This is a genomic window from Desulforhopalus glucosivorans, from assembly GCF_054397165.1.
This window is the reverse complement of sequence record NZ_AP044854.1, coordinates 4,131,149-4,154,336: the sequence shown is the minus strand read 5'-3', so window position 1 is coordinate 4,154,336 and position 23,188 is coordinate 4,131,149. Positions and strand designations below refer to the sequence as shown.

16 protein-coding genes are annotated in these 23,188 nt (G+C 45.1%); 6 read left to right on the top strand and 10 right to left on the bottom strand.

Annotated elements, in window-relative coordinates:
• Positions 1–19: 19 nt before the first annotated feature.
• Entirely contained in the window at positions 20–1,195 is a 1,176-nt protein-coding gene (locus ACX6CI_RS17865; RefSeq protein ID WP_458775016.1) for a hypothetical protein, read from the top strand.
• A gap of 238 nt (positions 1,196–1,433) precedes the next feature.
• On the opposite strand, the gene ACX6CI_RS17860 is transcribed toward ACX6CI_RS17865, so the two are convergent.
• The 3 genes from ACX6CI_RS17860 to nhaA all read right to left on the bottom strand — a co-directional run bounded on the left by ACX6CI_RS17860 (position 1,434) and on the right by nhaA (position 4,828).
• A complete protein-coding gene (locus tag ACX6CI_RS17860; protein WP_458775015.1) occupies positions 1,434–2,357 on the bottom strand; it encodes a PilZ domain-containing protein in 924 nt (307 codons plus the stop codon).
• 285 nt (positions 2,358–2,642) lie between these two features.
• Positions 2,643–3,452, bottom strand: coding sequence for a TOBE domain-containing protein (locus tag ACX6CI_RS17855; protein WP_458775014.1), 810 nt, complete (start codon positions 3,450–3,452; stop codon positions 2,643–2,645).
• Between the two features lie 173 nt (positions 3,453–3,625).
• A complete protein-coding gene (gene nhaA, locus ACX6CI_RS17850; RefSeq protein ID WP_458775013.1) occupies positions 3,626–4,828 on the bottom strand; it encodes a Na+/H+ antiporter NhaA in 1,203 nt (400 codons plus the stop codon).
• 245 nt (positions 4,829–5,073) lie between these two features.
• On the opposite strand from nhaA, the gene ACX6CI_RS17845 reads away from it, so the two are divergent.
• The 3 genes from ACX6CI_RS17845 (at position 5,074) to ACX6CI_RS17835 (ending at position 8,573) form a co-directional block, all read left to right on the top strand.
• Positions 5,074–5,652: an NnrU family protein gene (locus ACX6CI_RS17845; protein WP_458775012.1), complete on the top strand. Its 579-nt coding sequence runs from the start codon at positions 5,074–5,076 to the stop codon at positions 5,650–5,652.
• Positions 5,653–5,846: 194 nt separating this feature from the next.
• Positions 5,847–6,725 carry a phosphoserine phosphatase SerB gene (gene serB, locus ACX6CI_RS17840; protein WP_458775011.1) on the top strand — a complete coding sequence of 293 codons (879 nt, stop codon included), beginning with the start codon at positions 5,847–5,849 and terminating at the stop codon, positions 6,723–6,725.
• 339 nt (positions 6,726–7,064) lie between these two features.
• A complete protein-coding gene (locus ACX6CI_RS17835) occupies positions 7,065–8,573 on the top strand; it encodes a methylenetetrahydrofolate reductase C-terminal domain-containing protein (protein ID WP_458775010.1) in 1,509 nt (502 codons plus the stop codon).
• Between the two features lie 43 nt (positions 8,574–8,616).
• On the opposite strand, the gene kdsB is transcribed toward ACX6CI_RS17835, so the two are convergent.
• The 5 genes from kdsB to glpA form a co-directional block, all read right to left on the bottom strand.
• Positions 8,617–9,375, bottom strand: coding sequence for a 3-deoxy-manno-octulosonate cytidylyltransferase (gene kdsB / locus ACX6CI_RS17830; RefSeq protein WP_458775009.1), 759 nt, complete (start codon positions 9,373–9,375; stop codon positions 8,617–8,619).
• 1 nt (position 9,376) lies between these two features.
• Complete coding sequence (locus tag ACX6CI_RS17825) at positions 9,377–10,714, bottom strand: 3-deoxy-D-manno-octulosonic acid transferase (RefSeq protein ID WP_458775008.1); 1,338 nt, start codon at positions 10,712–10,714, stop codon at positions 9,377–9,379.
• Positions 10,715–11,138: 424 nt separating this feature from the next.
• Positions 11,139–12,419: a (Fe-S)-binding protein gene (locus tag ACX6CI_RS17820; protein ID WP_458775007.1), complete on the bottom strand. Its 1,281-nt coding sequence runs from the start codon at positions 12,417–12,419 to the stop codon at positions 11,139–11,141.
• A 22-nt stretch (positions 12,420–12,441) separates the two neighbouring features.
• Entirely contained in the window at positions 12,442–13,725 is a 1,284-nt protein-coding gene (glpB, locus tag ACX6CI_RS17815) for a glycerol-3-phosphate dehydrogenase subunit GlpB (RefSeq protein ID WP_458775006.1), read from the bottom strand.
• A gap of 162 nt (positions 13,726–13,887) precedes the next feature.
• Positions 13,888–15,495, bottom strand: a complete 1,608-nt coding sequence (gene glpA / locus ACX6CI_RS17810) for an anaerobic glycerol-3-phosphate dehydrogenase subunit A (protein WP_458775004.1) — start codon at positions 15,493–15,495, stop codon at positions 13,888–13,890.
• A gap of 354 nt (positions 15,496–15,849) precedes the next feature.
• On the opposite strand from glpA, the gene ACX6CI_RS17805 reads away from it, so the two are divergent.
• Together ACX6CI_RS17805 and ACX6CI_RS17800 are read left to right on the top strand one after the other, a co-directional pair.
• Positions 15,850–16,665 carry an efflux RND transporter periplasmic adaptor subunit gene (locus ACX6CI_RS17805; protein ID WP_458775003.1) on the top strand — a complete coding sequence of 272 codons (816 nt, stop codon included), beginning with the start codon at positions 15,850–15,852 and terminating at the stop codon, positions 16,663–16,665.
• Positions 16,666–16,726: 61 nt separating this feature from the next.
• A complete protein-coding gene (locus ACX6CI_RS17800; RefSeq protein WP_458775002.1) occupies positions 16,727–18,436 on the top strand; it encodes a TolC family protein in 1,710 nt (569 codons plus the stop codon).
• A gap of 79 nt (positions 18,437–18,515) precedes the next feature.
• Here the strand turns inward: ACX6CI_RS17800 and ACX6CI_RS17795 are convergent, their stop codons facing one another.
• Both ACX6CI_RS17795 and ACX6CI_RS17790 read right to left on the bottom strand, forming a co-directional pair.
• Positions 18,516–20,243 carry a GGDEF/EAL domain-containing response regulator gene (locus ACX6CI_RS17795; protein WP_458775001.1) on the bottom strand — a complete coding sequence of 576 codons (1,728 nt, stop codon included), beginning with the start codon at positions 20,241–20,243 and terminating at the stop codon, positions 18,516–18,518.
• Between the two features lie 78 nt (positions 20,244–20,321).
• Positions 20,322–23,180 carry a hybrid sensor histidine kinase/response regulator gene (locus ACX6CI_RS17790; RefSeq protein ID WP_458775000.1) on the bottom strand — a complete coding sequence of 953 codons (2,859 nt, stop codon included), beginning with the start codon at positions 23,178–23,180 and terminating at the stop codon, positions 20,322–20,324.
• Positions 23,181–23,188 lie beyond the last annotated feature (8 nt).

The following is a 23,188-nucleotide window of genomic DNA, read 5'->3' as shown; positions in this document are numbered from 1 at the left end:
AAGGGGGAGATTCAGAGTAATGTTCAATAAATATCGAGATGTCTATGTGGTTAGAAAGGTAGCCCCGTTTAAGGTTGATGGGTTGGCTATACCCTATCCGGAGTTCGTCCCACGCCTCTATAATCTTTGTATGTCACTGGGTTTTAGGAAGGGCTTAATAATGCCTTCAAGGGCTTTTTGCTCCGATGAAAATCAGGGCCTGCCAATCATCCTTTTGACCAAACATTTTGGAACCTTTCCCTTTAATCATGGGCGGGTCGGAGGGATCATGGCCATCGATAGACATGGGCCCCACTCCCACCACGGTGAAGATCTGATGATACTCCAGGCCAGCCATGTGGGATATGACCCTGAAACCGGTGTGTATGGTTCCTATCGGCGGCCCCAGATGCAGGATCGTTGTCTTTCTGATTCCTGTGGTAAGCTCATCCATGTGATCAGTCCATATCTCGAGCAGTATCAATTTGCGAGAGACCGGATATTTCTCCATAAGGATGACAATGGTCGTCATCTTATTACTGTAAAGAACTCCTTTATCGACTTTGCCTCCCACCCTGTTTCCCAGGGGCTTGTACTCCGTCTCGATAATATTGTTGATGGGGATAGTCTGGGCACAATTCAACCGATAAAAGCAGGGGCGACGACACAGACGTATCTGGTTTCTGAAGCTTTTAAGAAGCGGTTGGAGACCCTTGATTACCAGTGGCATTCTGGAGTTGGAAAAAGCATAGGTACGTTGCTCGAAGCCGACATGTTCTTTTTCCGTGAAGATTTTCACGAAACAGATGATTCGATCTTGCTTGAGAGGAACATCATTGAATTTATGCCGGATATTGTCAGTGCGCGTCATCCGGCCCTTCGCGCTGCAAAGACAAATATTCAACTTGAATTTGCCCGGGTGGTCGAGTCCATTAGGCGCTGTGATGATTATAAGGGCAGGAATCTTCTTTATGTTGCCGGTTTAAATGTTGATATCTCAGGGAGTAAGGATTTGCCGGTGATGAACTATTTTGTCCCATGGGCGGCCCATGTACAGTTAAAAGATGGGGGGTGTGAGGAGTATCTGCACCCCATAGAGCAGGATGATCTATTTAAAAAACTCATGGAACAGAGCTTTGAAAACCCTGCTCAGATGGATATTAAAGAGGGTATCAAGAAAATTTTAAAAGCTCCCCGTTTAGATATCAGGTCCTAATCGGAATATTTCACGAGCTTTTTCGTTTGAAATTGAAAAGCCCACCCTTCGGGTCAAAAGATTTTTTTGCAGTTACAGCGTTTAGGGCCACTTGGAGTGGTTTACTACGCCGGCGTAGCTTGTGCCTCGACCTGCGGAAAATTTTATTGATGAGAAATGCGGGCTAGAGTTCAGGAAGGTTTCCAGGACTTGAATATATCTCAATGAGGGCCGAAATAAAAACTATGGGATCTTGAGATCAGGAGATGAGAGTAATACCGCTTTCTTCTGACAAGTCAGAGAGCGTTTTTAAGTGTGCCCGCTGAACCTGAGCTACAATTGACTCGATTTCACTTGCAATCGTCCTGGTCTCCAGGTCGAAATTAACTCCGCACAGGTGGTTGGTTCCCTCCTTGCTTCGCACCTTTGAAAGATGTTTGATGTTTACGGTAACCTGGACGACGGTGTCGTTGTTGTACTCTAATTCAAGAACCCTGTTCTCAGATTCAGGGACGAGGTGTCGTTCATGTTTACCGACCTTGAATGCCATACCCTGGGCACTGATATCCACAACTTCGCCCCGGATTATGTTCTTTGTTTTCTCATCTATTATTTTGGCTATTAGGGAAAAATCATTGGGTACCTTGGCTCGATAGGCTCGGGCCCCCCGGACTATTCTGCCAATGACAGGATATTCAAACCTGAGGCAGGGGATTTTCTGCACTTCAGCCTGCTCAAGGAAGTAGGTCCCGAGTTCAACCGCATAGGACGAAGTAAACAATCTGAAAATAACCTTTTGGGAGTGTCGTACTGCTAAATTCCCCATACCAGGTTCCAGGGGCCAGGAGTTTATGTAGTCCAATTCCTTGAGGTAGTCAGCCGGATTATAATCCGGTTCGACATAAATAATCTTTCCGTTGTCATCAATGGGCTCCAGATCAGGCAGGTCGTCGTAGAGCCTGGAAAAATAGACTCTTGTGAGGTTGTCGATTTCGACTTCTAGTATTTGATCATCAAGGAGGGCGGATTGAAGGTAGGGCAGGATTTCGATGGGGTTTGTGAATAATTCTTTATTTTCAATAGCTTCGGCGATGTCGTTGGGTGAATATGCTTGTTCTGTAAAGAATTCCTTAAGCAGGAATCGTATCTGGTCGGAATTATTTTGTATTGGTTCACGGGCCATAGTGAGCCTTTTTGCATATGAGCTGTGGAATCGCTGAACCCTACTCAGGAAAACCTGTCATAAAAAACAGGAAGCGTAGACTCTGAAAAATTGAGTTGAGGTACATTCATTGTTTCAAGTAATTCACAAGTTACGTATCCCTTTTATCGGGGTTAGCAACAGTACTACGTCATAGTATGTTACATAAATAAAAAAAAGTAAACGAATGTGGCTGGACATCTTGCAATTATTAATATTATTAGCCATTCCTCTAAATAATGCAGTCCCGGAGGGGATGATCGAATATTAAGGCAGTGCCAGCAACACACTTGAGGATTTAATGATTGCTGAGACCTGAACTCCTTCTTCGAGTTCAAGACTCTGGACACTTGCACTGGTAAGGATTGAGGTGACCGTATTGCCGCTTGAAATCTCAATGGTTACTTCATCGTTGACAGCGCCCGAATCTATACGGGTAATTGTTCCCTGGAGGATGTTGCGGGCGGACATTTTACCGGGATCGACATCGCGGCTCAGCATGACAGATGGGGCTTTAACAATGGCATATACCTCTTTACCCGGTTCAAGTCCTAGTCGTTGTACAGAATTATCTGTAATTGTAGAAACTATGGTATCCTTTCCCTTTAAAGCAATGGTGACAACACTGTTGACCACTCCTGTTTCAATACGGGTTACATTGCCGAGCCAGACGTTTCGGGCACTGATTTTCATTTCCATCCCTTTGAGGGTTTGCAACATGGTAAAGGCATCTTTTGGGGTATCTTGAAAAAAGTTTACCAGTTTTTGTAGTTCAGAGTGAAAATTAATGGCTCTTTTTAGAAAACTATGGCCATCTTCGGTGAGCACTGTCCCACCGCCGCCACTGCCACCGGTTTGCCGTTTGATAAGCGGGGTCGGGGAGAGGTTATTTATGGTTTCTATTCTTTCCCAGGTGGCCTTGTAGCTTAGTCCTATTTCCTTTGCGGCCTTATTGATGGACCCGGTTTTGGCAACAGCTCTCAGAAGATGAATAATCGGGTCTTCGTTTTGCTCGGTTTTCTGCTCAGCATGGCGCAGCAGGGCTGTAGCTGAAACTGTCTGGGTAAGTTTTTTCAAAGGTTTGAATATCCCTCTTCTGTGAAGTGACGTAGTGCCTTACTCCTGAACTTCTGTAAAAAAAACAGGTAGCGTAGACTCCCGGAAACTCAGGAACAATATTTAAAATCGTGAAGTTGATTGTTGCCAACAAGGCACTTGTCCTGGCTTGTTTTCAACTGTACCGGGGGCAGCTATTGGCTGTTCTTGTCCTCACCAGTTGCAGGGGGAAGACTCTTATGGAGGATAAATGCACCAACAGCGCCTGAGAGTAAAGATCCAAATACAATACCAAAACGTTCATCAAAAACCAGTTGATCAATAGTCTGATTAAAGGCAAGGGAGCCGATAAAAAGACTCATGGTAAAGCCGATTCCACAGAGTGCGGCCATACCATAGAGGGAACCCCAGTTCATTCCAGCAGGCATCTTTGCTATACCGGTTTTAATTCCCAGCCAGATAAAACCAAATACGCCGATCTGTTTTCCTGCAAAAAGACCTAGGGCGATACCCACGGGTACGCCGTGGAGGAAAAAATCTGAGCTGGCCCCGGTCATACTTATACCGCTATTACAAAAAGCAAATATAGGGAGAATAAAAAAGGCTATTGCTGAGTGGAGATCATGTTCAAGTTCCATTACCGGGGAATGTTCCGGGTCTTCTTTAGAGTACATGGGGATGAACATGGCAAGAATTACCCCTGCAAGTGTTGCATGTACACCGGATTTAAGAAGAGCCACCCACATTATGGAACCAATGAAAAAGTACATACTTATTTTTTCCTGGCCCCTTTTGTTCATAACAAAAAGTATAGCAATACATATACCCGCAACGATAAGGGAGCTGATTGATAGAGAGTCGGTGTAAAATAACGCGATTATCAGGATTGCACCAATATCGTCAAATATTGCAAGAGATGTAAGTAGAATCTTCAAACTGATAGGCACCCGTGAACCCAGCAGTGAGAGGATACCAAGGGCAAATGCAATATCTGTTGCCGCCGGAATGGCCCAGCCTTTGATGGCTGTGGGATCACCCCAGTTGATAACAATATAAATCAGTGCTGGAATTGCCATGCCACCAATAGCGCCAAGTGCGGGCAGGACGATTTTGCTTTTGTCAGAAAGTTCTCCGATCAAAAGTTCTCTTTTAAGCTCCAGACCAACAAGAAAGAAAAAGCCTGCCATCAGGCCGTCATTAACCCAGAGCAGGAGTGGTTTTGCAATCTCGAGTGGACCAATTTTAATATGAACCGGTGTGTCAATAAACAGATCATAAAAAACGTGCAGCGGCGTGTTTGCAATGACCATGGCGAGTGCTGCGGTGATCATGAGCAGGATACCACCGGCTGATTCAGATTGCATGAATTCGTATATTCTGAGTTTAGTACGTCTCATGGGAGTTCTCTCTAAGGCTATTGATTATTACTTTGTAGTAAGTGTAGCTGTATGTTTGTGGCAAGTACCTGCAAATTGTAAAAGTAATGCTACTATTAACGCGTGCTTGCACATTATGCAAGGGAGCCTACTATGTAAAGTTGTGCTGATAATACTGTTGTTGGCAACAGTTGAATAACTATTTCAAAATACATTGGGGGAGAGCATTGTTCTGGTTCTGTTGTGCATGGATCTTGTGGTGTGTTATGCATTCCCTCTTAATTGATCCTACGGTTGCAGGTTACTGTAAAGAACGTCTTGGGGTGAGGTCAACCTACTACCGTCTCCTCTATAACCTGCTGTCTATCCTTACCCTTGTACCATTACTTGTGGTGGGTTTGTATGATAAAGGACCAGTTGTTTTCTCCTGGTCGGGGTGGATCATTGGGGTGCGTTTTGTGTTATTTGCCATAGCTCTTTGTTGCTTTTTAGCTGGAGCCAAAGGGTATAATATGCAATATTTTTTGGGTTTTCAGCAGATTCGTGATGGTAAGGAGCAGTTACTGCTTGGTGATAGTCAGTCTTTTTCAGAATCCGGTATTTTCGGTGTGATCCGGCACCCTTGGTATCTTGGGACTCTACTGTTTGTCTGGTCGATGTATGGTGTCTATTATCAGAAAAATTTTGCAGTAGCTGTAATCCTCACTATCTACCTGGTTGTAGGGACTCTGCTTGAAGAGAGAAAAATCCTGTCTGTATATGGGGATCGTTATCGAGACTATCAAAATCGTGTTTCTATGTTTGTGCCAATAAAATGGCTGAAAAACAGGAGAAAATTGGATTAAGCTGTTGTTCGCTTGTTTTAATTTGGTGAAACTGTAACATGGCTTAATAATTTTCTTTACTTGAAGTAAAATCTTCCTGTAGAATCAGCAATTCTTTGTTTATGTAGGAGATCAAATTCAAAAAAGTGGTTGTGGTCTGCTGCTCTGGTCCATACTTTTTGGATTGATTCCAGTTTAAAAATGGTTGAAAGATAATGGCTCAAATTCTCATCCTCGTATCATCCAGCAAAAAAAATCCTTTATTGCAAGAATTACTGGACCGTGTAAGTGCATGTATCGGTGGTGAGACTGGTCCGTGGCTTTGGCTGGAACCTGGTAAGGCTGCAGAACTGTTTCTGGACCTTCCTGCTGAGCAATGGTCAAGATCTGCAGTTGAGGATTTACTCGCAGAGGACCTGATTGACTCCTTTGTTATTGAAGATGATGGCTGCCGGAAAAAGAAGCTGTTGATCTCCGATATGGATAACACCATGGTGATTGGTGAGACGCTTGATGATCTGGCAGCTGCCTGTAACTTAAAGGATCAGATTGCAACCATCACCGAAAAGGCAATGTGTGGAGAGATTGATTTTCCAACCGCTTTACGTACCCGGGTCAAAATGTTACGCGGTTTGTCCACTGAGGCCCTTGGAAAAACTGAACGTGAAATTGAGTACATGCCCGGGGCAGAAACCTTGGTGCGGGTAATGGGAGAAAACGGCGTCTACTGTGTACTTGTTTCAGGTGGCTTTACCTGTTTTACCGAGCCGGTGGCACATCATCTCGGTTTTCATGCACACCATGGAAATGTACTCCAACTGAATAATAATCTTCTGACCGGCATGGTTGAGGATCCTATCCTGGATCACAACACCAAGCTTTCATTTTTACGGCAATATGCCTCAGAAAATTCTCTGACAGAGTCCGACTGTCTGGCGGTGGGTGATGGGGCCAATGATCTGGCAATGATTTCTGCAGCTGGTCTTGGAGTAGGCTTTCATCCTAAAGCCTATCTCAGAGAGAGGGCGAAAAATTCGATAGTGTATGGCGATCTGACAGCTCTGCTCTATGTGCAGGGGTATTCTGGATTTTAGTGAGCTTTAAAAGAGTAAAATAGCTATTTTCTCGTTCTTTTTTTCTTTTCTTGAATAAATTTTTCCTTCGAAAAAATTATATTGTAATGGTGTAATCCGCTGAAACCCTTAGGTGTTTAGTGGTTTGTCTGTGTTGCGGGCAGATAACCATCTCGCTCCGGGGTAATTTTGCATTTCTATAGTGGCTGGTTATTGTGTATTATGTACTACAATGTGGTGGTTGTATGGGCGTGCTTATGGAACGACTAACTAGGGCCACCTTGCGAAGTAGATTGTTGTCATTTCTATAATGTCAGAATATCTGCTTTTTGGGATTAGATTTGTAGAGGAGCATTATTGATGAACCGCAATTTTAATGATGATATTTCCACCCCTGAAAAATTTATAATCACCCTTGAGTTGGTGCCCGGGCGTGAGTCGAGTGGACGAACGACTGATAGCATCAAAGATATATCCAATCAAGCGTATAAGGATGGCAGGATAAGTGCTGTATCGATCACGGACAATCCAGGCGGTAATCCCGCCCTCAGTCCCGATGTACTTGGACGAGATATTCTGGATCGTGGCATGGATGTTATTGTACATTTCACGTGTCGGGATGCAAATAGAATGGGTCTTGAAAGCAGGGCATTGCAACTGGCTCATATGGGGCTAAAAAATATTCTGGCGTTGACAGGTGATTTCTCAGGAGAAGGTTTTCGGGGTCGGGGTACACCGGTGTTTGATTTTGACTCGGTCATCCTCACATCAATGCTCAATGATCTGAATCGACGTCTCATTAACTCGGGTCACTCCGATATATTTACCCTCGGATGTGCTGTGTCACCGTTTAAGTACACAGAGGCCGAAAGTTGGATTCAGTATAAGAAACTGGAGCGCAAAATAGAGGAAGGGGCATCCTTTACCATTACCCAGCTCGGCTATGACATCGATAAATATGAAGAACTGCTGTTCTTTATGCGTGATAAGCAGATGCAGGTACCGGCTCTTGCATCATTGTATCATCTGGGTAAGGGTGCGGCGCGGGTAATGAATGGTGGCAAGGTTCCAGGGGTTCACGTCTCTGATACTCTTTTCCAGAAAATTACAAAGCAGTGGGAAGTGTTAGATGAAGGGCGTCATGAAGCCATAGAAAGAACTGCAAGGCTTGGGGTTGTTTTAAAGGGTATTGGTTACAAGGGAATACATATTGGTGGCGTCCATGGGAGTTTCGCTGTCGTGGAGAGAGTTCTGGATAGGATGGAAGCCATCGAACATAACTGGGAAGAGTATAGAGAGGAATTTAAAGAAATAAAGAAGGACCGCTTTTATCTTTATCACAATGATATCGATCATAAAGAGGAGATACCCACCAAAAACCCAATTGAGTTGAAGATGACAGAGGGCTGGCATTATCTCTTCCTGCGTACCGCCCATGATTGGTTCTTTGATAAAAAGGCCAGCTTTGCACCGGTCTATAAAAAATTATCCTATAGTCTTGATAAAAACAAAAGATCCTGGATTTTAAAGCGTTTTTTTGAAGATCCATTCAAGAAAACCATGCTTTCCTGCCAGAGCTGCGGGGATTGCGGGATTCAGCATGTAGGTTTTCTCTGCCCGGAATCCGGTTGCCCAAAGCATACTCGTAATGGTGCCTGCGGTGGAAGTAAGGATGGCTATTGCGAGGTTCATACGGATAAACTCTGCGTCTGGGTGCGGGCCTATAAGCGGATGAAAAAGTATGGGGAGACGGAAAAGCTGAACGCGGAGTTTGTACCTCCCCGCCTCTGGGAACTGAAGGATACCTCTTCCTGGGTGAATTTTCATCTCGACCGGGATCATCAAAAGGAAGACCAGGAAACTAAGTAGATAGTTTCACAATCCCATACGAACACAAATTACAAAACCTGTCTTAGGTCAGGTTTTGTAGCTTTTGCATCTGGTCACTGATCAGCTCTAAATCTTCGGGTCGATCGACTCCGAAACCTTTATAGTCAGTCGTCACCACATATACGCCCATACCGGCTTCGAGAAGACGTAACTGTTCAAGTTTCTCAATTTTCTCAAGAGGGCTTGGAGGCAAAGAGGTAAAGGTTTTTAAGGCAGAAAGCCTGTAGGCATAAAGCCCTATGTGAAGCAGGTAGTCAGTATCTTTTTCTTCAATGTCTCTAATATGTGGAATCTTTGACCGGGAGAAGTAGAGGGCAAATCCCTGTTCTGAGCGAACGACTTTGACCCTGTCGGGGTTTTCAGCCTGCTTTGCGTCGATAATACGGGCAAGGGTTGTGACCTGAATATCAGGGTTGGTGAAAGGCTCCACCAATTTACGCGGCATGTTGAGGTCGAGTGCCGGTTCATCACCCTGTATATTGACGACAACCGACTCATCTTCAAGTCCAAGGATGTCGGCGGCCTCTTTAATTCTATCGGAACCGCTAGGGTGATCAGGATCAGTCATTACAACAGGGACATCAAGTTTTTTTGCGGCATCAAATATTCTGGTGTCGTCTGTGGCAAGACATACTTTTTGCATGAGTTCACACTTGGAGGCACGTTCGTAAACCCAATAAAACATAGGTTTTCCAAGGATGTCGGCCAGGGGCTTTCCTGGGAATCTCGCGGATTTATATCTGGCGGGAATAATTGCGTAGCAAGGGGGTAGGCTGCTCATGTTATAAATTGTCTATAGCGTGAAGCTTTTGAGTTATCTTCTGACACACAAATTGTGTGCCGCCTTTTTTCGGTTCAAAATAGTTCTGGACAAGGTCAAGGGTTACTTCTTTATCAGGTTGCTGCTCAAGTCGCTTGAGCAGGGCCTTTGTGAGTGAAGTTTCACTATCAACTTCTGTAACCAGTCCAGAGGTTACAATGTTCCGGCCCACCCAACCAAAGTTTCTCCAGTAGGGGCCGATGATGGGCCTGAGGCCAAATACTAACGGTTCAAGAAAATTCTGGCCACCCAAATTTACAAGGGAACCTCCGACAAAGGCAGTTTGTGCCAGATTATAGGCATCGGCGAGTTCTCCAAATACATCCCAGATAATGACACTTGAAGCAGGATTGTCTGCTGATATTTCAGAGCGTATGCTGCATACAATGTTTTCTTTTTTAAGCAGATCCCGCCATAATTCAGCTCTGGTTATATGTTTTGGGAAGACGCCGATAGTGATGTCAGGGTGAGCAATAAGCAGCTGTTTAATGGTTGTAACTACTTTGTCCTCTTCTTCCCTTCGTATGGAGCCTAGTAAAACAAAGGGCTTACCTTCGGGGAGGAGGGCGAGTAATTTAGGGTTTTTGGGGTGATTGTGTACAGGAGTAATACGGTCAAACTTTATGTTGTTCATCAGGTCAACTGCACTTGTTCCCATAACGTTTTTAAAGCGTCCTTGATCAAGTTCTGATATTGCCCAGATTTTCTCGGGACCGTAGGAACTGAAAAAACGAGAAAAACGTTTATAGGTTCCTGCACTCTTGTCTGACATTCGGCCATTTACAAGAAATACGGGGACATTATTTTTTTTAGCAGTTATGAGAAACGCTGGCCACAGTTCAGTTTCTAGAATAACAACAAGGCTGGGTGAAAAACGGTCAAATGCCTTTTCCATAAGAAAAGGAGCATCAAGGGGGAAATAAGCTGTCTGTATGTCGACCTGCTCACTTTTGAGTGCAGTTTTGCCCTTGTTGAGGCTATCTACGCCCTCTTTGGTCCCCGAAGTTGCGAGTATCTTGAGCTTGTTTTTTGAGTGCGGGATTTTTGTCAGCTCATCGATGATCATATTTGTCAACATCGACTCACCGCCGGACGCCGCTTGTATCCAGATGTCAAAGGGTCCTGAGGGAGAAGTCTCGACAACTCTTTCCTGCCAACCAAAAGAAGTACGACGGGCCCGTTTTAAAATGGGGAGTGCAACTCTCCAGACAAGACCATAGATATTGAGAAAAATATTTATCAAAAGAAGGCAATATATGTTGAGGGTGAGAAGAGATCCCTGTTGTGCAGGGGCATACAAAAGGTCGATCCTATCTTGTTTAACACTGTTTTACAATGGTATTTCCACTTAATACTATGGGTTAAATCAGGAAAAGTTGAAGGTGTCATTTGCTGAATAAAAATATCACCCAGGGAAACAGACTATCTTAGTATTCTTTCAAACTTCAATCTGTTGTATTTAATAAATTATTTCAGCGTTGTCCCATGAATGACCATGCAGAGTCCAACAGGGGATAATCTCGCTGTAAAGCTGATGAATACCCGATGGGATATGTCTTCGATAATACACAGGTTACAGTAAGAAATGGATGTATCGTGAGTGGTTATAGCGCGTAATGCTGGACGCGTAATGCTGGACGTGTAATGCTGGAAGTGTAATGGGACTGCTGAAAGGGTGTTGCGGGCAATGGCGTGCCCGCAACGAGGTGAATGCAATAAATACTTTAATCGAGCAGGGCCAGAAGGTCAGGGCCCAGATAGGTGCGCTCGTTTTCTCCGAGGATACCTAAGGAGAGACAGATAAGGGTCCAGAAATGGACAACACCGTAGTCTCCCCCGTAATGCTCACCGATATCTTCCATCTGTGAATGGCAGTTATGGCATGGAGTAAGGACGTAGGCGGCCTTGGTTGCTGCAATCTGGTCGAATTTACGCTTACCATAGGCTCGTCTGTTGTCTGTCATGCCAGCCTGGAGAAAACCTCCACCACCACCGCAGCAGTAGTTTGCACTTCGGTTGGGTTGCATGTCAATGAAGTTGTCTTCGCCAACCAGGGTTTTGGTAACAAAGCGCATATCATCGGCTATGGCATCCCCGTAGGCTTTCCGAACAATCATGCAAGGATCCTGGACAGTGAACTTAATATTGTTCACATTCCAGTCGGAATTGACCGGTAACTTTCCTTCGCGAATCCATTGGGCATAATAGGTAACAAGGCTTTCAAGTTTGAAGTTTGCATCCATACCAAACTTTGAAATAGCGTTCCACATTGTGTAGTAGCTGTGACCGCACTCTGTGTTTAACCAAACCTTACAGCCAAGGTCATTGACCGCATCGACACGGGTCTTTATAACCTGGTACCAGGCGTCTTCATCTCCTGCAAACATACAGAAGTTTTCAGCAGCCCAGCCCTTGGAACCGTAGGTCCAATCTGCCCCAACCATGTCAAGAATCTTCCAGAGTGGAACCATTTCATCCGGCTCACTCATAGGTTCTCTTGAGTTCTGATTGATAAAGAAATGGGCACCTTTTTTGTCCATTGGTGCTTCAAGTTTGTCGAAACCTTTCTGGGTCTCACGGACTTCTTCGAGTACGTCATCTACCACAAAGACAAAATCTTCAGGGGGGAGGCCCATGGCACTGGTGGAGTCAGTGGAACGAATCAACTGACAGGAACGAACAATTCCTGAAGGTTTTTTCTCCTGTGGCCAGTTACCACGTGCGACGAACACGAGTTGAGAAATATCGATATTCATGGGGCAGACATGCTGACATCGTTTACATTGGGTGCAGCACCAGACCCATGGGGTTGTGGATAACTCTTCATCCATGCCAAGCATGGCCATTCGGATGAATTTTCTGGGATCCATATTCTCAAGCCCTGAGGCAGGGCAACCGGAAGAACAGAGGCCACAGGTGAGACATGCCTCAAAACTGGCTCCTTCCGGGAGCAGTTCCATGGCTTTTTCTTTAAAATTGATTGTAGGTGTTTTTTGATCCGACATGGTTGTTCACACTCCCAGCCGCTTATGCGTGTAAAAAATTATCGACAGCTTCTACTGCCTTGTATGCTGTCGCAATGGCTATACCTGCTCCACTTCGACTACGAATCCAGTCCTGATGTGCAAGGATGATACCGGCTCCAAAAAGACGCTCGTGGTATGGGGTGCCATCTGCTCCTATTGGTCTAAGAGAGCTGTTAACTTCAATGCCCGCTTTGTGGATGGCGTGACCACGGCTATCTGTGTATTGATCGAGATACCAGTCTTCTCTCTTTAATGGCTGAGTAACAGGCAAGCTGAGAAGAGGTTCGCTGATGCCAGTGATATGGGCTTCGAGTCCACCGCTTAGAAAACGTCCGGTTGCCATAATTACTGCCTTCGCCTTAATGGTGATTGGCCCGTAATTGTCTTTGAGCTTGAGGGTGGCGCAATCATCACTAAAATCAATGGACGTAACCTTTTGTTGGGGAATAAGAGTAATACCCTTTTGAGGAAAGACCTGTTCGAACATTTCTCTTAATCTGATTCCTGGAACCGATGGTGGCATGGTGGGAATCTCGAATATCTCAAGACCGGTTAACTGTTCCAGCTCACGTTTAACTAAATCAGGGCTGTGCATTCCGAGAACAGCAGGAAGGCCAATGACCTTAGCATCCCCTGCAATCGCCTTGATGTTTTCAGCAAGTGCTTTGCGGGTAGCTTCAACTTCCAGGGCGCGTGCCATGACTTCAGGGTAAATTTCACCACTGAGCATTTCAGGAAAGTCGATTCGTTCGGTTTTGAGATTTGGCCATTTGTCCTGAAGGTTTGCAACAACCTGTCTGCCGCTAAAGCCCTTGAGGCCCTTAAAATCGACTATGACACATGGTGATTGTGCAGCAAAGGCCTTTGGACCGGCAGCCATAGTTGCAGGAACACAAAGAGTTTTCTTCAGGGTTCCCGCAGGGCTAAGTGCTGTAATATTAGTATCAGCAGGGCTGGAATAGGCAATTCCACATTCACCTAAAAATGCGGTGAATTGATTAAAGGCCTCACGGGTATCAGCTTGTGATACACCATTGAGGGGGTGATCAGAAAACTTGTTTTTTAAATCTTCTAAACCCGACCAAGGGTTGTCTATTGCGCCTGCTTCCCCTTCAATTTTACCAAGGAGATCAAGGTAGCCAGTGGTGTAGGCCACTGCGCCAGTGTTACCAACCTGAGCTGTCGTGATTTTTCTGTTGAGGGCAAATATTGACGCGGCAAAACCGGCAATGCCAGAGCCAATAACGGCCAGTTCCGTTTCAAAATGACGAGCTTCTTCTGTCATGAACTTCTCCAAAATTAATGGGCCTAAATCCCGCTAACCGGGACGTAAGGTACTAGCACCCCACAAGGGGGTATAATTGCCTTGGTGGTAAGATTAAACTTACGATTTCAATAACAATTCCTGAATTTCTTGTTTTTATGGAAGAAGCCCAGGAGTACGGCACTAATCGTTATCCAGATTATCGAGACCAAGCAGGCCACAGTGAAGTGCTTCTGCAAGTTCCATCTGAGCCGCTTGCTGTCCCCAGATTACTGTTCTCATTCCTTTAAAGCGTTCGTTGAAAAAATCTCTCATATGAATCAGGCCGGTATCGTCTTGATAATACCCTCTGTCATAGAGATAGGATGCTATGCGTATCCCGCAAAACGAACCCTGGCATGGTCCCTTACCCGCTCTTGAACGAAGAGCGATGGCTTCAAGGGTCATTTCTTCATCGGCACTGGGGGCACATTTAACAATCTCGTCGATGGCGGACTGCGGTACCATCTCGCACTCACAGAGGATCATATCGTCGGAGTTGTTGGCCTTATACCAGTAACGGGGAGCGGCACCGGGTTCTGTCCAGCGACAGGCATCACCATCAGGCAGGGGCATGGTATCTGTCTGACATCCAGTGGTGTTGCCCATTCTCTCGGCTACCAGATCAGATGTCTTTTTTGCCATCATGCGGAATGTGGTAAGCTTACCACCGGTGATTGTACAGAAATTTTCAAGGTTCTGAGAAGTATGGCCAAGAAGAGCGAAGCCTCTTGTCGCTTCACGGTCATCTCCCTCTCCTGAGCTTTGGAGAAGGGGGCGGACTCGTGAGAATGCTCGAATGTATCTGGCTGTGGCAAGGGCTGGAATCATCGCAGCTCCTTCAATGACATTACGGTCAATCTCTTCAACTGTGGGAATGACATTGTCGAGTTCTTCTGTACGAATAGATGTGGTTCCCAATACAGAGACCGTACCGCCCGGGACGAGAATATCGCCATCGGAAGGTGGTCGCAACCTGTTCACAACATGGTCAGCCATTCTGTCATGGCTGATAAGGAGAGTCCCCTTAGAGTAGGAAAGATGCACATCATTGCAGCCGGCAAGCTGGGCGATATTCATAGCCCATGCGCCACCCGCGTTTATAAATTGTTTGGCTCTTATATGAACTGTTGCCCCGGTTCTGTTATCGAGACATACAGCCTCTTTGATAACACCGTTCTCAGTTATAAAACTGACAATCTGGGTGTGAGGTCGATATACACTGTCATTAAACGCTCTTGCGTGGGCAACATTTTCAAGGGCAAGTCTAAAAGGGTCTATTGTAGCATCCGGAACCCGGTACGCCTTAACGAGGTCTTTTGAAAGAAAGGGCTCAAGTGCCAGCGCTTCTTCAATTGTCAGCTCATCGACCTGAATACCCGCTTCGTTACAAAAGCCAGGAAACTTACTGGCAAAATCCAAATCATCGCCTTTGACGGCGACAAAAAGGCCACCGGTGTCTTCAACACACTGGGGGGCCAGTTTTTTGAGGATCTCATTTTCAACCCTGCATTCAATGGCAGCGTGAAGGTCATTTGAGACGTAACGACCACCAGAGTGGAGAAGTCCGTGGTTACCTCCGGATGCTCCTGCACAGAGATCCTGCTTATCTACAAGGAGGGTATGGATTCCTCGCAGGGCAAGATCGCGCATTATACCAGCGCCGGTTACACCGCCACCAATGATTAAAACTTCGGTCTCAAGGGTTTGGACAGCAGCACCCGAAGACTCTAAAATGCCAGGGGAAACCATAATTTTCATTCCTCTTTTATGAAAATGTTGTCGACGAGGCAGGATACAATGAGTGCTACCGTTCGACAGTTTCGTGAAAAATGTACAATAAATGTTGTAAACTTGTTTGCTGATTTGTTCAAGTGAAATCGAATTTATTTTCATTCGAAACTCAAAAATAATTTAAACGAATGTTAAGCTGCAGCAGTGAGAGCAGCGCTCTGCAGATTAAAACAGGAAAATTAAGAAAAATTTCGACATATGTGTTCGATATAGGTAGACTTAAATAAGTTATTGTAAACTCATGGATTTAAACTGGTAGTTAGTCACTTTTAAATTCGTTAACTGTAAAATATTTTATCCGGGAATTGTTGGATGGTATTGAGTAAAAATATTTTTCGTGTCGTATCTCTGGTCGCAATTATAGCTGGTTGCGGAATATGCAAGGCAGAGGGCGAGGTGCAGACCCTTGATGGAATCACCAAGCCGGTTGCGGATGTTGAGCTTTCTTTTGTACAGCCTGGGAAGATAAAAAAGGTGATGGTTAAAGAGGGTGATCTGGTTGAGCAGGGTGCAACACTCGTTGCCCTCGATGACGAGATAGAACAGATCCAGAAGAAAATTCTGACAGGGCGTTCTGAAAATGGAGTCCCGGTAGAGCTTGCAAAAGTAGAACTCATTCAGAATGAAAAAAACCTGATTAACCTGAAGCGCGCCCAGGAAAAAGGTGCAACCTCCCAGTGGGAAGTTGACCATGCTGCCCTTGCGGTTGATACAGCTCTACTTAAACTCAAGGTAAAACAGTTTGAGCACTCACAGGATGTATTAAAACTCGAGAGTGTTCTTGAACTTATTGAGAGATTGACCATCAAGAGTCCAGTGAGAGGCATTGTAGAAGATATTATGGTTGAGCCGGGAGAAACGGTTCAGGCCATGGTTCCGGTTTTAAGGCTGGTTGAGATTGACCCTCTCATAATCGAGCTGCCCGTTCCCGTGGATCAGGCGGTGACACTTACAGTTGGCCAGAATGGCAGGGTCACTTTTCTTGATACAACAGAACTTGCGGGTACAGTTACCCATATTGCCTCCATTGCTGATGCTGCTGCGACAACACTTTCTGTTACCCTAATGGTTGAAAATAGTGGGCGTCGACCTGCCGGGGAGCGTGTAACTGTAATTTTTGATGAGTAATCATCGGTAGATGTAATCTTTATTGGTATCCGAAAACTATCTTTTTAATGTGTAATTGTACATGAATAATCGAGTAAAAAAATATTTCTGCTACGCAGTTCTTTTGAGCGCTGTAATGAGTCTTTCTGGAGTCTCAATAGCTGAAGAGTTGAGTGTTGAGGAGGATCTTGCATACAAGGTTTGGGAAAATGAAAGTTTATATCCCTCCCTGTCTCACTATCTGACTATTGCTGAGACCAGACAGAATAGAGCGGTTGAAGTCCTTAATCCCATTAAGGATGACACCTTCTTACAAGGTGTTTTTGATTCATACTCTACAACCTCTGATATTTCTGATTCACCTGCAAGTATAGAACTTAATTTACGCCAGGCAATGCAGGTAGCCTTGTCAGGAAATAGAGATGTGCAGCTGGCCCTTCTGGCACCTGCAATAGCAGAGTCTGATCTGAAAATCACACAAACCGTATATGACCCGACTCTGTTTAATGATACAAACTATTATGATTCTGAGCGGCCAATCCAGTCACTCCTTGATACCGGTAGCGATGGAACTGATGGTGTAGATTCCCTGACAGAAGAGGGATGGCTGACGAGGTCCGGCATTCAGCAACCTCTGCCGACAGGTGGTAGTGCAACTGTTGCGTATGAGGCGGACAACCTGGAAAATAACAGCGAACTGACTATACCCAATCCCCAGTACACTTCACGGTTTTCATTTGAATTACGTCAATCACTCTTGAAGGGTTTTGGTGATAAAAGTAATACATCAGACATACGTCTTGCGAACATATCGCTTAATCAATCCCAGGCTGAGTATCGGAAAGAACTTGCGGATTTGCTGCGTGAATTAACACTCTATTACTGGCGTTACAGCTATTATTATCAGCTGGAGCAAATAAGCAGGGGTGCTATTGGAGCTGCCGAGAAAATATTAGAGCGCGTTGAGACACGTAACGAGCAGGGCATTGCGAATCTTTTGGATCTTGATCGTGCGAGGTCATCGGTTGAAGATCGGCGTCTTAAACATTTTGGCGATAAAAGGCTTGCCCTGACCACCCTTAATCAATTGAAACAGTTACTTGGTATTGCGCCACTTTCCCCTTATTTTCATAGCAGTCTTGTCCCAACAGAACCTTTTCTTGAAACCTTTACCCTACCTGAATTGGCCCAGATTCAGAGAACGGCTCTGACGCGGCGTGAGGAGATACAGATTGCACGCCATGAGTTAAAGAGTGCAGAAATAAAGCATAAGCTCGCCAAGCATCTGGAACTTCCAACCCTTGATCTCAGAACGTCCTATACCATGAACGGTCTTGGAGAAGAGTATGGGGATTCTGTAGATGGGGCTGTCTCAGATGGACAGGACAGCTGGGATGCAGGAATTTTTGTTGAATGGCCCATTGGAGGGCGCAGAAGCGCCCTTGAGACGAGGAAAGCGATGCTTGGAGGGCAACAGGCTAAGCTGGAATATAAAAAGAGTATAGAAAGTATCAGCTATGAAGTGAATTCACTTTTTAGTGAGGCCTCTTTATCCCTACAGGAAGTAGAGGCCTCTGAACGCTCGAAAAATGCCTATGAAGCGGTATTTAAAAGAGAAAGTGCTCTCTATGATATTTCCCGGGTTGACAATCAGCGACTTCTTGACTCCCAGGATGAGTATTTTGACGCCCAAAGGGCTCATTTGAAAGCAGTATTGAGTCTCAACCTTATGGCCATGAATCTGCAGTGGGTACAGGGACTTTTTTTGGAAACATTTGGCATTGAGCCATGATGAGTCCTGAATATACAGAGGTTCGGTCGCTTGAAATAAGCTGTGCTGTTAAAGAGGAATTCGTCGGGAGCGTATACAGTTACGGGATAAGTGTAGTTATTTCGTCTAAGGGCAGGGGGCGGCTAAAATAAAACCCCTGATACACATCACAGTGTTGAGTTTTGATGTAGTCCAGTTGTTGGTTGTTCTCAATACCTTCGGCAACAGTTGATAAATTAAGACTGTGGGCCATGTAAATTATAGAAGCAATAATGGCTCTGCTCTCCTCGTTTGATTCGACATTCTTTAAAAATGATCTATCAATTTTCAGCTCATCCACCGGTAATTTACCAAGGTAGCTTAAAGAGGAATAACCGGTTCCAAAATCATCAATACTTATTTGTACACCAAGATCTTTCAGCGCTTTAAGGGTTCTAATCTTTTCTTCTATATTTTCAAGAAACAGCCCCTCTGTGATCTCGAGTTTTATACAGCTGGGGTCCACATTAGTTGTTTCTAGAATTTTTCTGGTGATATCTACATAATCTGGATCGTCAATTTGTAGAGGTGACACGTTCACCGCCATGGAAACATTTTTTTTCCCCTGTTGATTCCAGGAAACTACTGTTTTACATGCTTCAAGCAGAACCCATTCTCCAATGGGGATGATGAGCTTTGTTTCTTCCGCAAGGGGTATGAAATCAGCAGGTGAAACAAGACCGAGAGTATCGTTTTGCCAACGCACAAGTGCTTCGACTCCCTCAATTATTCCGGTTTCAACATTTACTTTTGGCTGGTAGTAAAGGAGGAGCTCGTCTTTGTCTATGGCTTTTCGCAGGCGAAATTCCATTTGAAGCCGCTTTTCGTAAATGGCGTTGATGGTCTGGGAAGAGAAATGAAAACTATCGCCACCCTTACTTTTCCCGTAATCTTTTGCACTTATGGCAAGCCGTTGCAGGGTTTCTGCATCATCTCCTTCTTCTGGAAAAGTTGCAATACCAATGGAGGCGGTGACAGCAAATTCGTTACCCTCGATTATGAAGGGTTCTCGTATTGTATTAAGTAGTCTGCCTGCAACAACAGCTGAGGATTCGGCATTTTTTGGGTGGTTCACGAGAAGACTGAAGCCACTGCCTTCTGCTCTGAAAAGGCCGAGGGTGCCATTGAAGTCATCAGTGGATGTCGATAACACATCAATTCTTCTGGTGACCTCTTTGAGACGATCTGCCAGCAGGGTGATAACATTGTTTGAAGAATTGATACCTATTGTTGCATTTATTCTGCTGAAATTGTCAAGGCTGATATGAACAAGAGCAAGGTTCTCATTGTATCTTTTTGCTCGGGAGAGGGCCCAGTCAAGGCGTTCCTGAAATAAGTTACTATTGGGTAGTTTGGTAATAGGATCGTAATACGCGAGTTGATCAGTATATGCTTTGGCTGCAAGTGTGTTTCGGATTCGAAGGCCAAGCTCACTCTGGTCAACAGGTTTGGAGAGAAAGTCCGTGGCACCAATCTCGAGGGCCTTGAGTTTATCCTGGGCATCAGAAGATGCGGTAAGGACAACCACCGGTAACCTGGAAAGCCGGGGATGATTGCGAATTTCAAAGAGAATGTCCATTCCGGACTTTCCGGGCATAATCAGGTCGAGTAAAAGAATGTCGGGGAGATTATATTCCAGGATCTCCATTGCTTCAAGAGGATCTTCAACCTGGATAAACTTTGTATATCCAAATTCCTCTAAGAAGGTCTGGACGACCATCATTGTGATCGGCTCATCGTCCACCATCATTATGGTGGCATTCATTAAGTTTTTGTCAATTTGAAACATTATTACTCGGTTAAAATGTTAGCCTAAGTTAGCCTGATGTTGGTCTAATACAAAAGGGTATTATAAATAATACATGCCTCAGCTGGGAGCTTCAATGTTTCGGGCAATATTAATTATTTTTTTTACATTAAGTACGCATTTGTTTATGTCTTTTTCCTTTGCTGACAGCTCAAGTGCTTTAGCGGGCTCTGTGAAGGCGTCGTAGCCAACGGTTCCTCCAGCCCCTTTCAGCCAATGAGCCAGATGAGATAACTCCTGGTAGTCGTTTATCTGGACAGCCTGCTCCATCTTTACTATCTCAGTTGGTAGCTTCCTGGTAAAAATGAGCACTGCCTGCTTGAGCTTTGGGTGATTGGCAAGCCGTGAGACAACGGGTGAGTTATAATCTTCTTCTGTATCTACTCTGTCTTGTTCTGAGGGGACCTGTTGTTGGGGGCTTATTGGACCTTCTGGGGAGACCAGGTTTGCTGTTAATGTATTGATCTCTGTGAGCAGGGCCGGGATGGCGTTACGCTGCTCTGATTTTGCTGCGGCCTCCAAACGCTCTGCAGGTTTAGTAAACGCGTCGTAACCAACGGTTCCTGCAGCACCTTTTAGCCAATGGGCCAGGTTGGCCACCTTCGCAAGGTCACCTGTTGCATGGGCAGCATTGAGGGAAACTATCTCGCCTGGGAGTTTATCAGCAAACTGCTGGACAACTTTTTTCAGTTTTGGGTGCTCAGAAAATCTTGAGATAACAGGCTCAGAAGGCTGAATGGCAGGTTTTGGATTGTCAGTTTTATCCATTTTGGAGACTGTTTGAGTGGCGGTAGAAGCTGGTTGATCAAAATCACCCTCTTGCAGGTAGTTCGCCACCATCTCCATGAGTTTATCAATATCCACAGGCTTTGTAGTGTAATCACTGTAACCATTATCCAGACATTCCTGCTCAAAACCCTGCATGGCATTGGCTGTAAGGGCAATAATCGGGAGACTGATCCCCTTCTCTCTCATTGTTCTGGCAGCTGTGAAACCATCCATCACCGGCATCTGTACGTCCATGAGAATAAGGTCGTAATTGTTTGTTGTGGCAAGCTGAACTCCAATGGCTCCATTTTCAGCTTCATCAACTAAAAGGCCCGCCTCTTCCAGCACAATCTTGACGAGTTCCCGGTTCTCTGCCCCATCATCAACCACAAGGATCCGGGCTTCCTCTTTAAAGTTCCATGAGCCGGATGTTGTTGTTGAATATTCTTCTGTTTGTTGAAGAAGAGCTGTTGGGGAGATAAGGGTGTAGTCAGGCAGGTTTCCAGCAGGTATGGTTATGGAGAATGTACTTCCCTCATTTTCGATGCTGGTGACAGTGATATCACCACCTAAGGCCCGTGCAAATTTTCGGCTGATTGAAAGACCTAAGCCGGTTCCTCCAAAGCGCCTGCTGACGGTGACATCAGCTTGGACAAATGGGTCAAATACGTTCGCAAGAGCTAGTTGTGACATGCCGATACCGCTATCAATAATGTCAATTTGCAGACAGTTTGGTTTGGTCTCCATATCAAAGGAGCATATGATTTGAACAGAACCTTTATCAGTAAATTTAATAGCATTGCCGATGAGGTTGAAGAGAATTTGCCTAAACCTGCCAGGGTCAGCAAAGATCGTGTCAGGTACGTCTTTTGTTGCTTTCCAGGAAAGGGCGAGACCTTTTTTTTCAGCATTGGGCCGGAGCATCTCAACGACTTCGGCAATAGTCTGGTACGGTTGAAAGCGTATACTCTCAAACTCCAGTTTTCCGGATTCAACCTTTGAAAGATCAAGGATATCATTGATCAGTTCCAGAAGACTTTTGCCACTGGAATGTATGGTATTGAGATACTTGAGGCTTTCCTGCTCATTTTTCACATACCCCCGTTTGAGGATGTCAGTGAAACCGAGGATTGCATTCATCGGAGTTCGTATCTCATGGCTCATGTTGGCAAGAAACGCACTTTTAGCGTTATTGGCCTCTTCAGCTTCTTCCTTTGATTTTCTGAGCTCAGTCTCTTTTTTCTCCAGTAGTGTAATGTCGTCAAAACCAACGAGTACGCCTGCATAATTTTTGTTTTCACCAAGGACAGGAGAGCAGTTCACCTTAAAAGATTTTTGAATCCCCCCCTCAAGTTCGAGTGAGAGCATCTGGTCCTTTTTAATTTTACCTTCTCTAAGGGCTATGAGCCAAGGTCTGTCTTCGGGTTTTATGACGTCTCCGTTTTTATTCTTCCAACTGAATTCAGAGGCTTTAAGTCCAAGCAGATCATTAGATTTTTTGCCGAAGATATCGGCAAAGGCCTTGTTGGCTAGTACCACCTGTTCTTTCTTGTCCAGGATAAGTAGACCCTCAGCCATGGTGTCAAGCGCTGAGCGTACCCGACCCGGAATTGCCTGGGATGGGTCAAGTTGTCGGAGCACCTTCCCCAGATAAAAATAGAAAATGATGAAGCAGAAAAAGAAAATAAAGAGAACAATTCGAATGAGCGGGTCGTCTAAAAGTCCCCAGAGGATCGTAGATGAGTGATCCACAAAGCGAAGCTCAAGTTGACCCCATTCTTTTTCGCCAGCCCATATTGGTACGCGGAGCTGTGGTCCTGCGGAAAAGCCACTACTCATCTCCTGCCACAACTCTTCATGATCCGCTGTGGCGCTAAAGAGTGAACTATCCTCTCTTCTCAGGCCAATGGATGCAAGGTCAGTGTTGCGCTCAACAAGAAGAGAAAAGTCATCTGCAACACGCTCGGGGCTGGCTTTATCCACGAGGGCAGAGCTGTAGATGGCTATGGTTTCGGCGAGGGCAGTACGACCGTTCCTCTCGGCTTTCTGCACATCAGGAATAATACCGATGTAACTTCCCACCATGAGTATCGTTACTATGATACCAACGAGTCCCAAAGAGACTCTTGATTTTGCGCTGAGGCCTTTCATATTAACAG

Bases quoted from the DNA above. Each gene is read 5' to 3' on its own strand.
- ACX6CI_RS17860 (WP_458775015.1), bottom strand. From the start codon at position 2,357: ATGGCCCGTGAACCAATACAAAATAATTCCGACCAGATACGATTCCTG.
- ACX6CI_RS17845 (WP_458775012.1), top strand. From the start codon at position 5,074: ATGCATTCCCTCTTAATTGATCCTACGGTTGCAGGTTACTGTAAAGAA.
- ACX6CI_RS17800 (WP_458775002.1), top strand. From the start codon at position 16,727: ATGAATAATCGAGTAAAAAAATATTTCTGCTACGCAGTTCTTTTGAGC.
- serB (WP_458775011.1), top strand. From the start codon at position 5,847: ATGGCTCAAATTCTCATCCTCGTATCATCCAGCAAAAAAAATCCTTTA.
- ACX6CI_RS17820 (WP_458775007.1), bottom strand. From the start codon at position 12,419: ATGTCGGATCAAAAAACACCTACAATCAATTTTAAAGAAAAAGCCATG.
- ACX6CI_RS17795 (WP_458775001.1), bottom strand. From the start codon at position 20,243: ATGTTTCAAATTGACAAAAACTTAATGAATGCCACCATAATGATGGTG.
- nhaA (WP_458775013.1), bottom strand. From the start codon at position 4,828: ATGAGACGTACTAAACTCAGAATATACGAATTCATGCAATCTGAATCA.
- ACX6CI_RS17865 (WP_458775016.1), top strand. From the start codon at position 20: ATGTTCAATAAATATCGAGATGTCTATGTGGTTAGAAAGGTAGCCCCG.
- kdsB (WP_458775009.1), bottom strand. From the start codon at position 9,375: ATGAGCAGCCTACCCCCTTGCTACGCAATTATTCCCGCCAGATATAAA.
- ACX6CI_RS17805 (WP_458775003.1), top strand. From the start codon at position 15,850: ATGGTATTGAGTAAAAATATTTTTCGTGTCGTATCTCTGGTCGCAATT.
- ACX6CI_RS17790 (WP_458775000.1), bottom strand. From the start codon at position 23,180: ATGAAAGGCCTCAGCGCAAAATCAAGAGTCTCTTTGGGACTCGTTGGT.
- glpB (WP_458775006.1), bottom strand. From the start codon at position 13,725: ATGACAGAAGAAGCTCGTCATTTTGAAACGGAACTGGCCGTTATTGGC.
- glpA (WP_458775004.1), bottom strand. From the start codon at position 15,495: ATGGTTTCCCCTGGCATTTTAGAGTCTTCGGGTGCTGCTGTCCAAACC.
- ACX6CI_RS17835 (WP_458775010.1), top strand. From the start codon at position 7,065: ATGAACCGCAATTTTAATGATGATATTTCCACCCCTGAAAAATTTATA.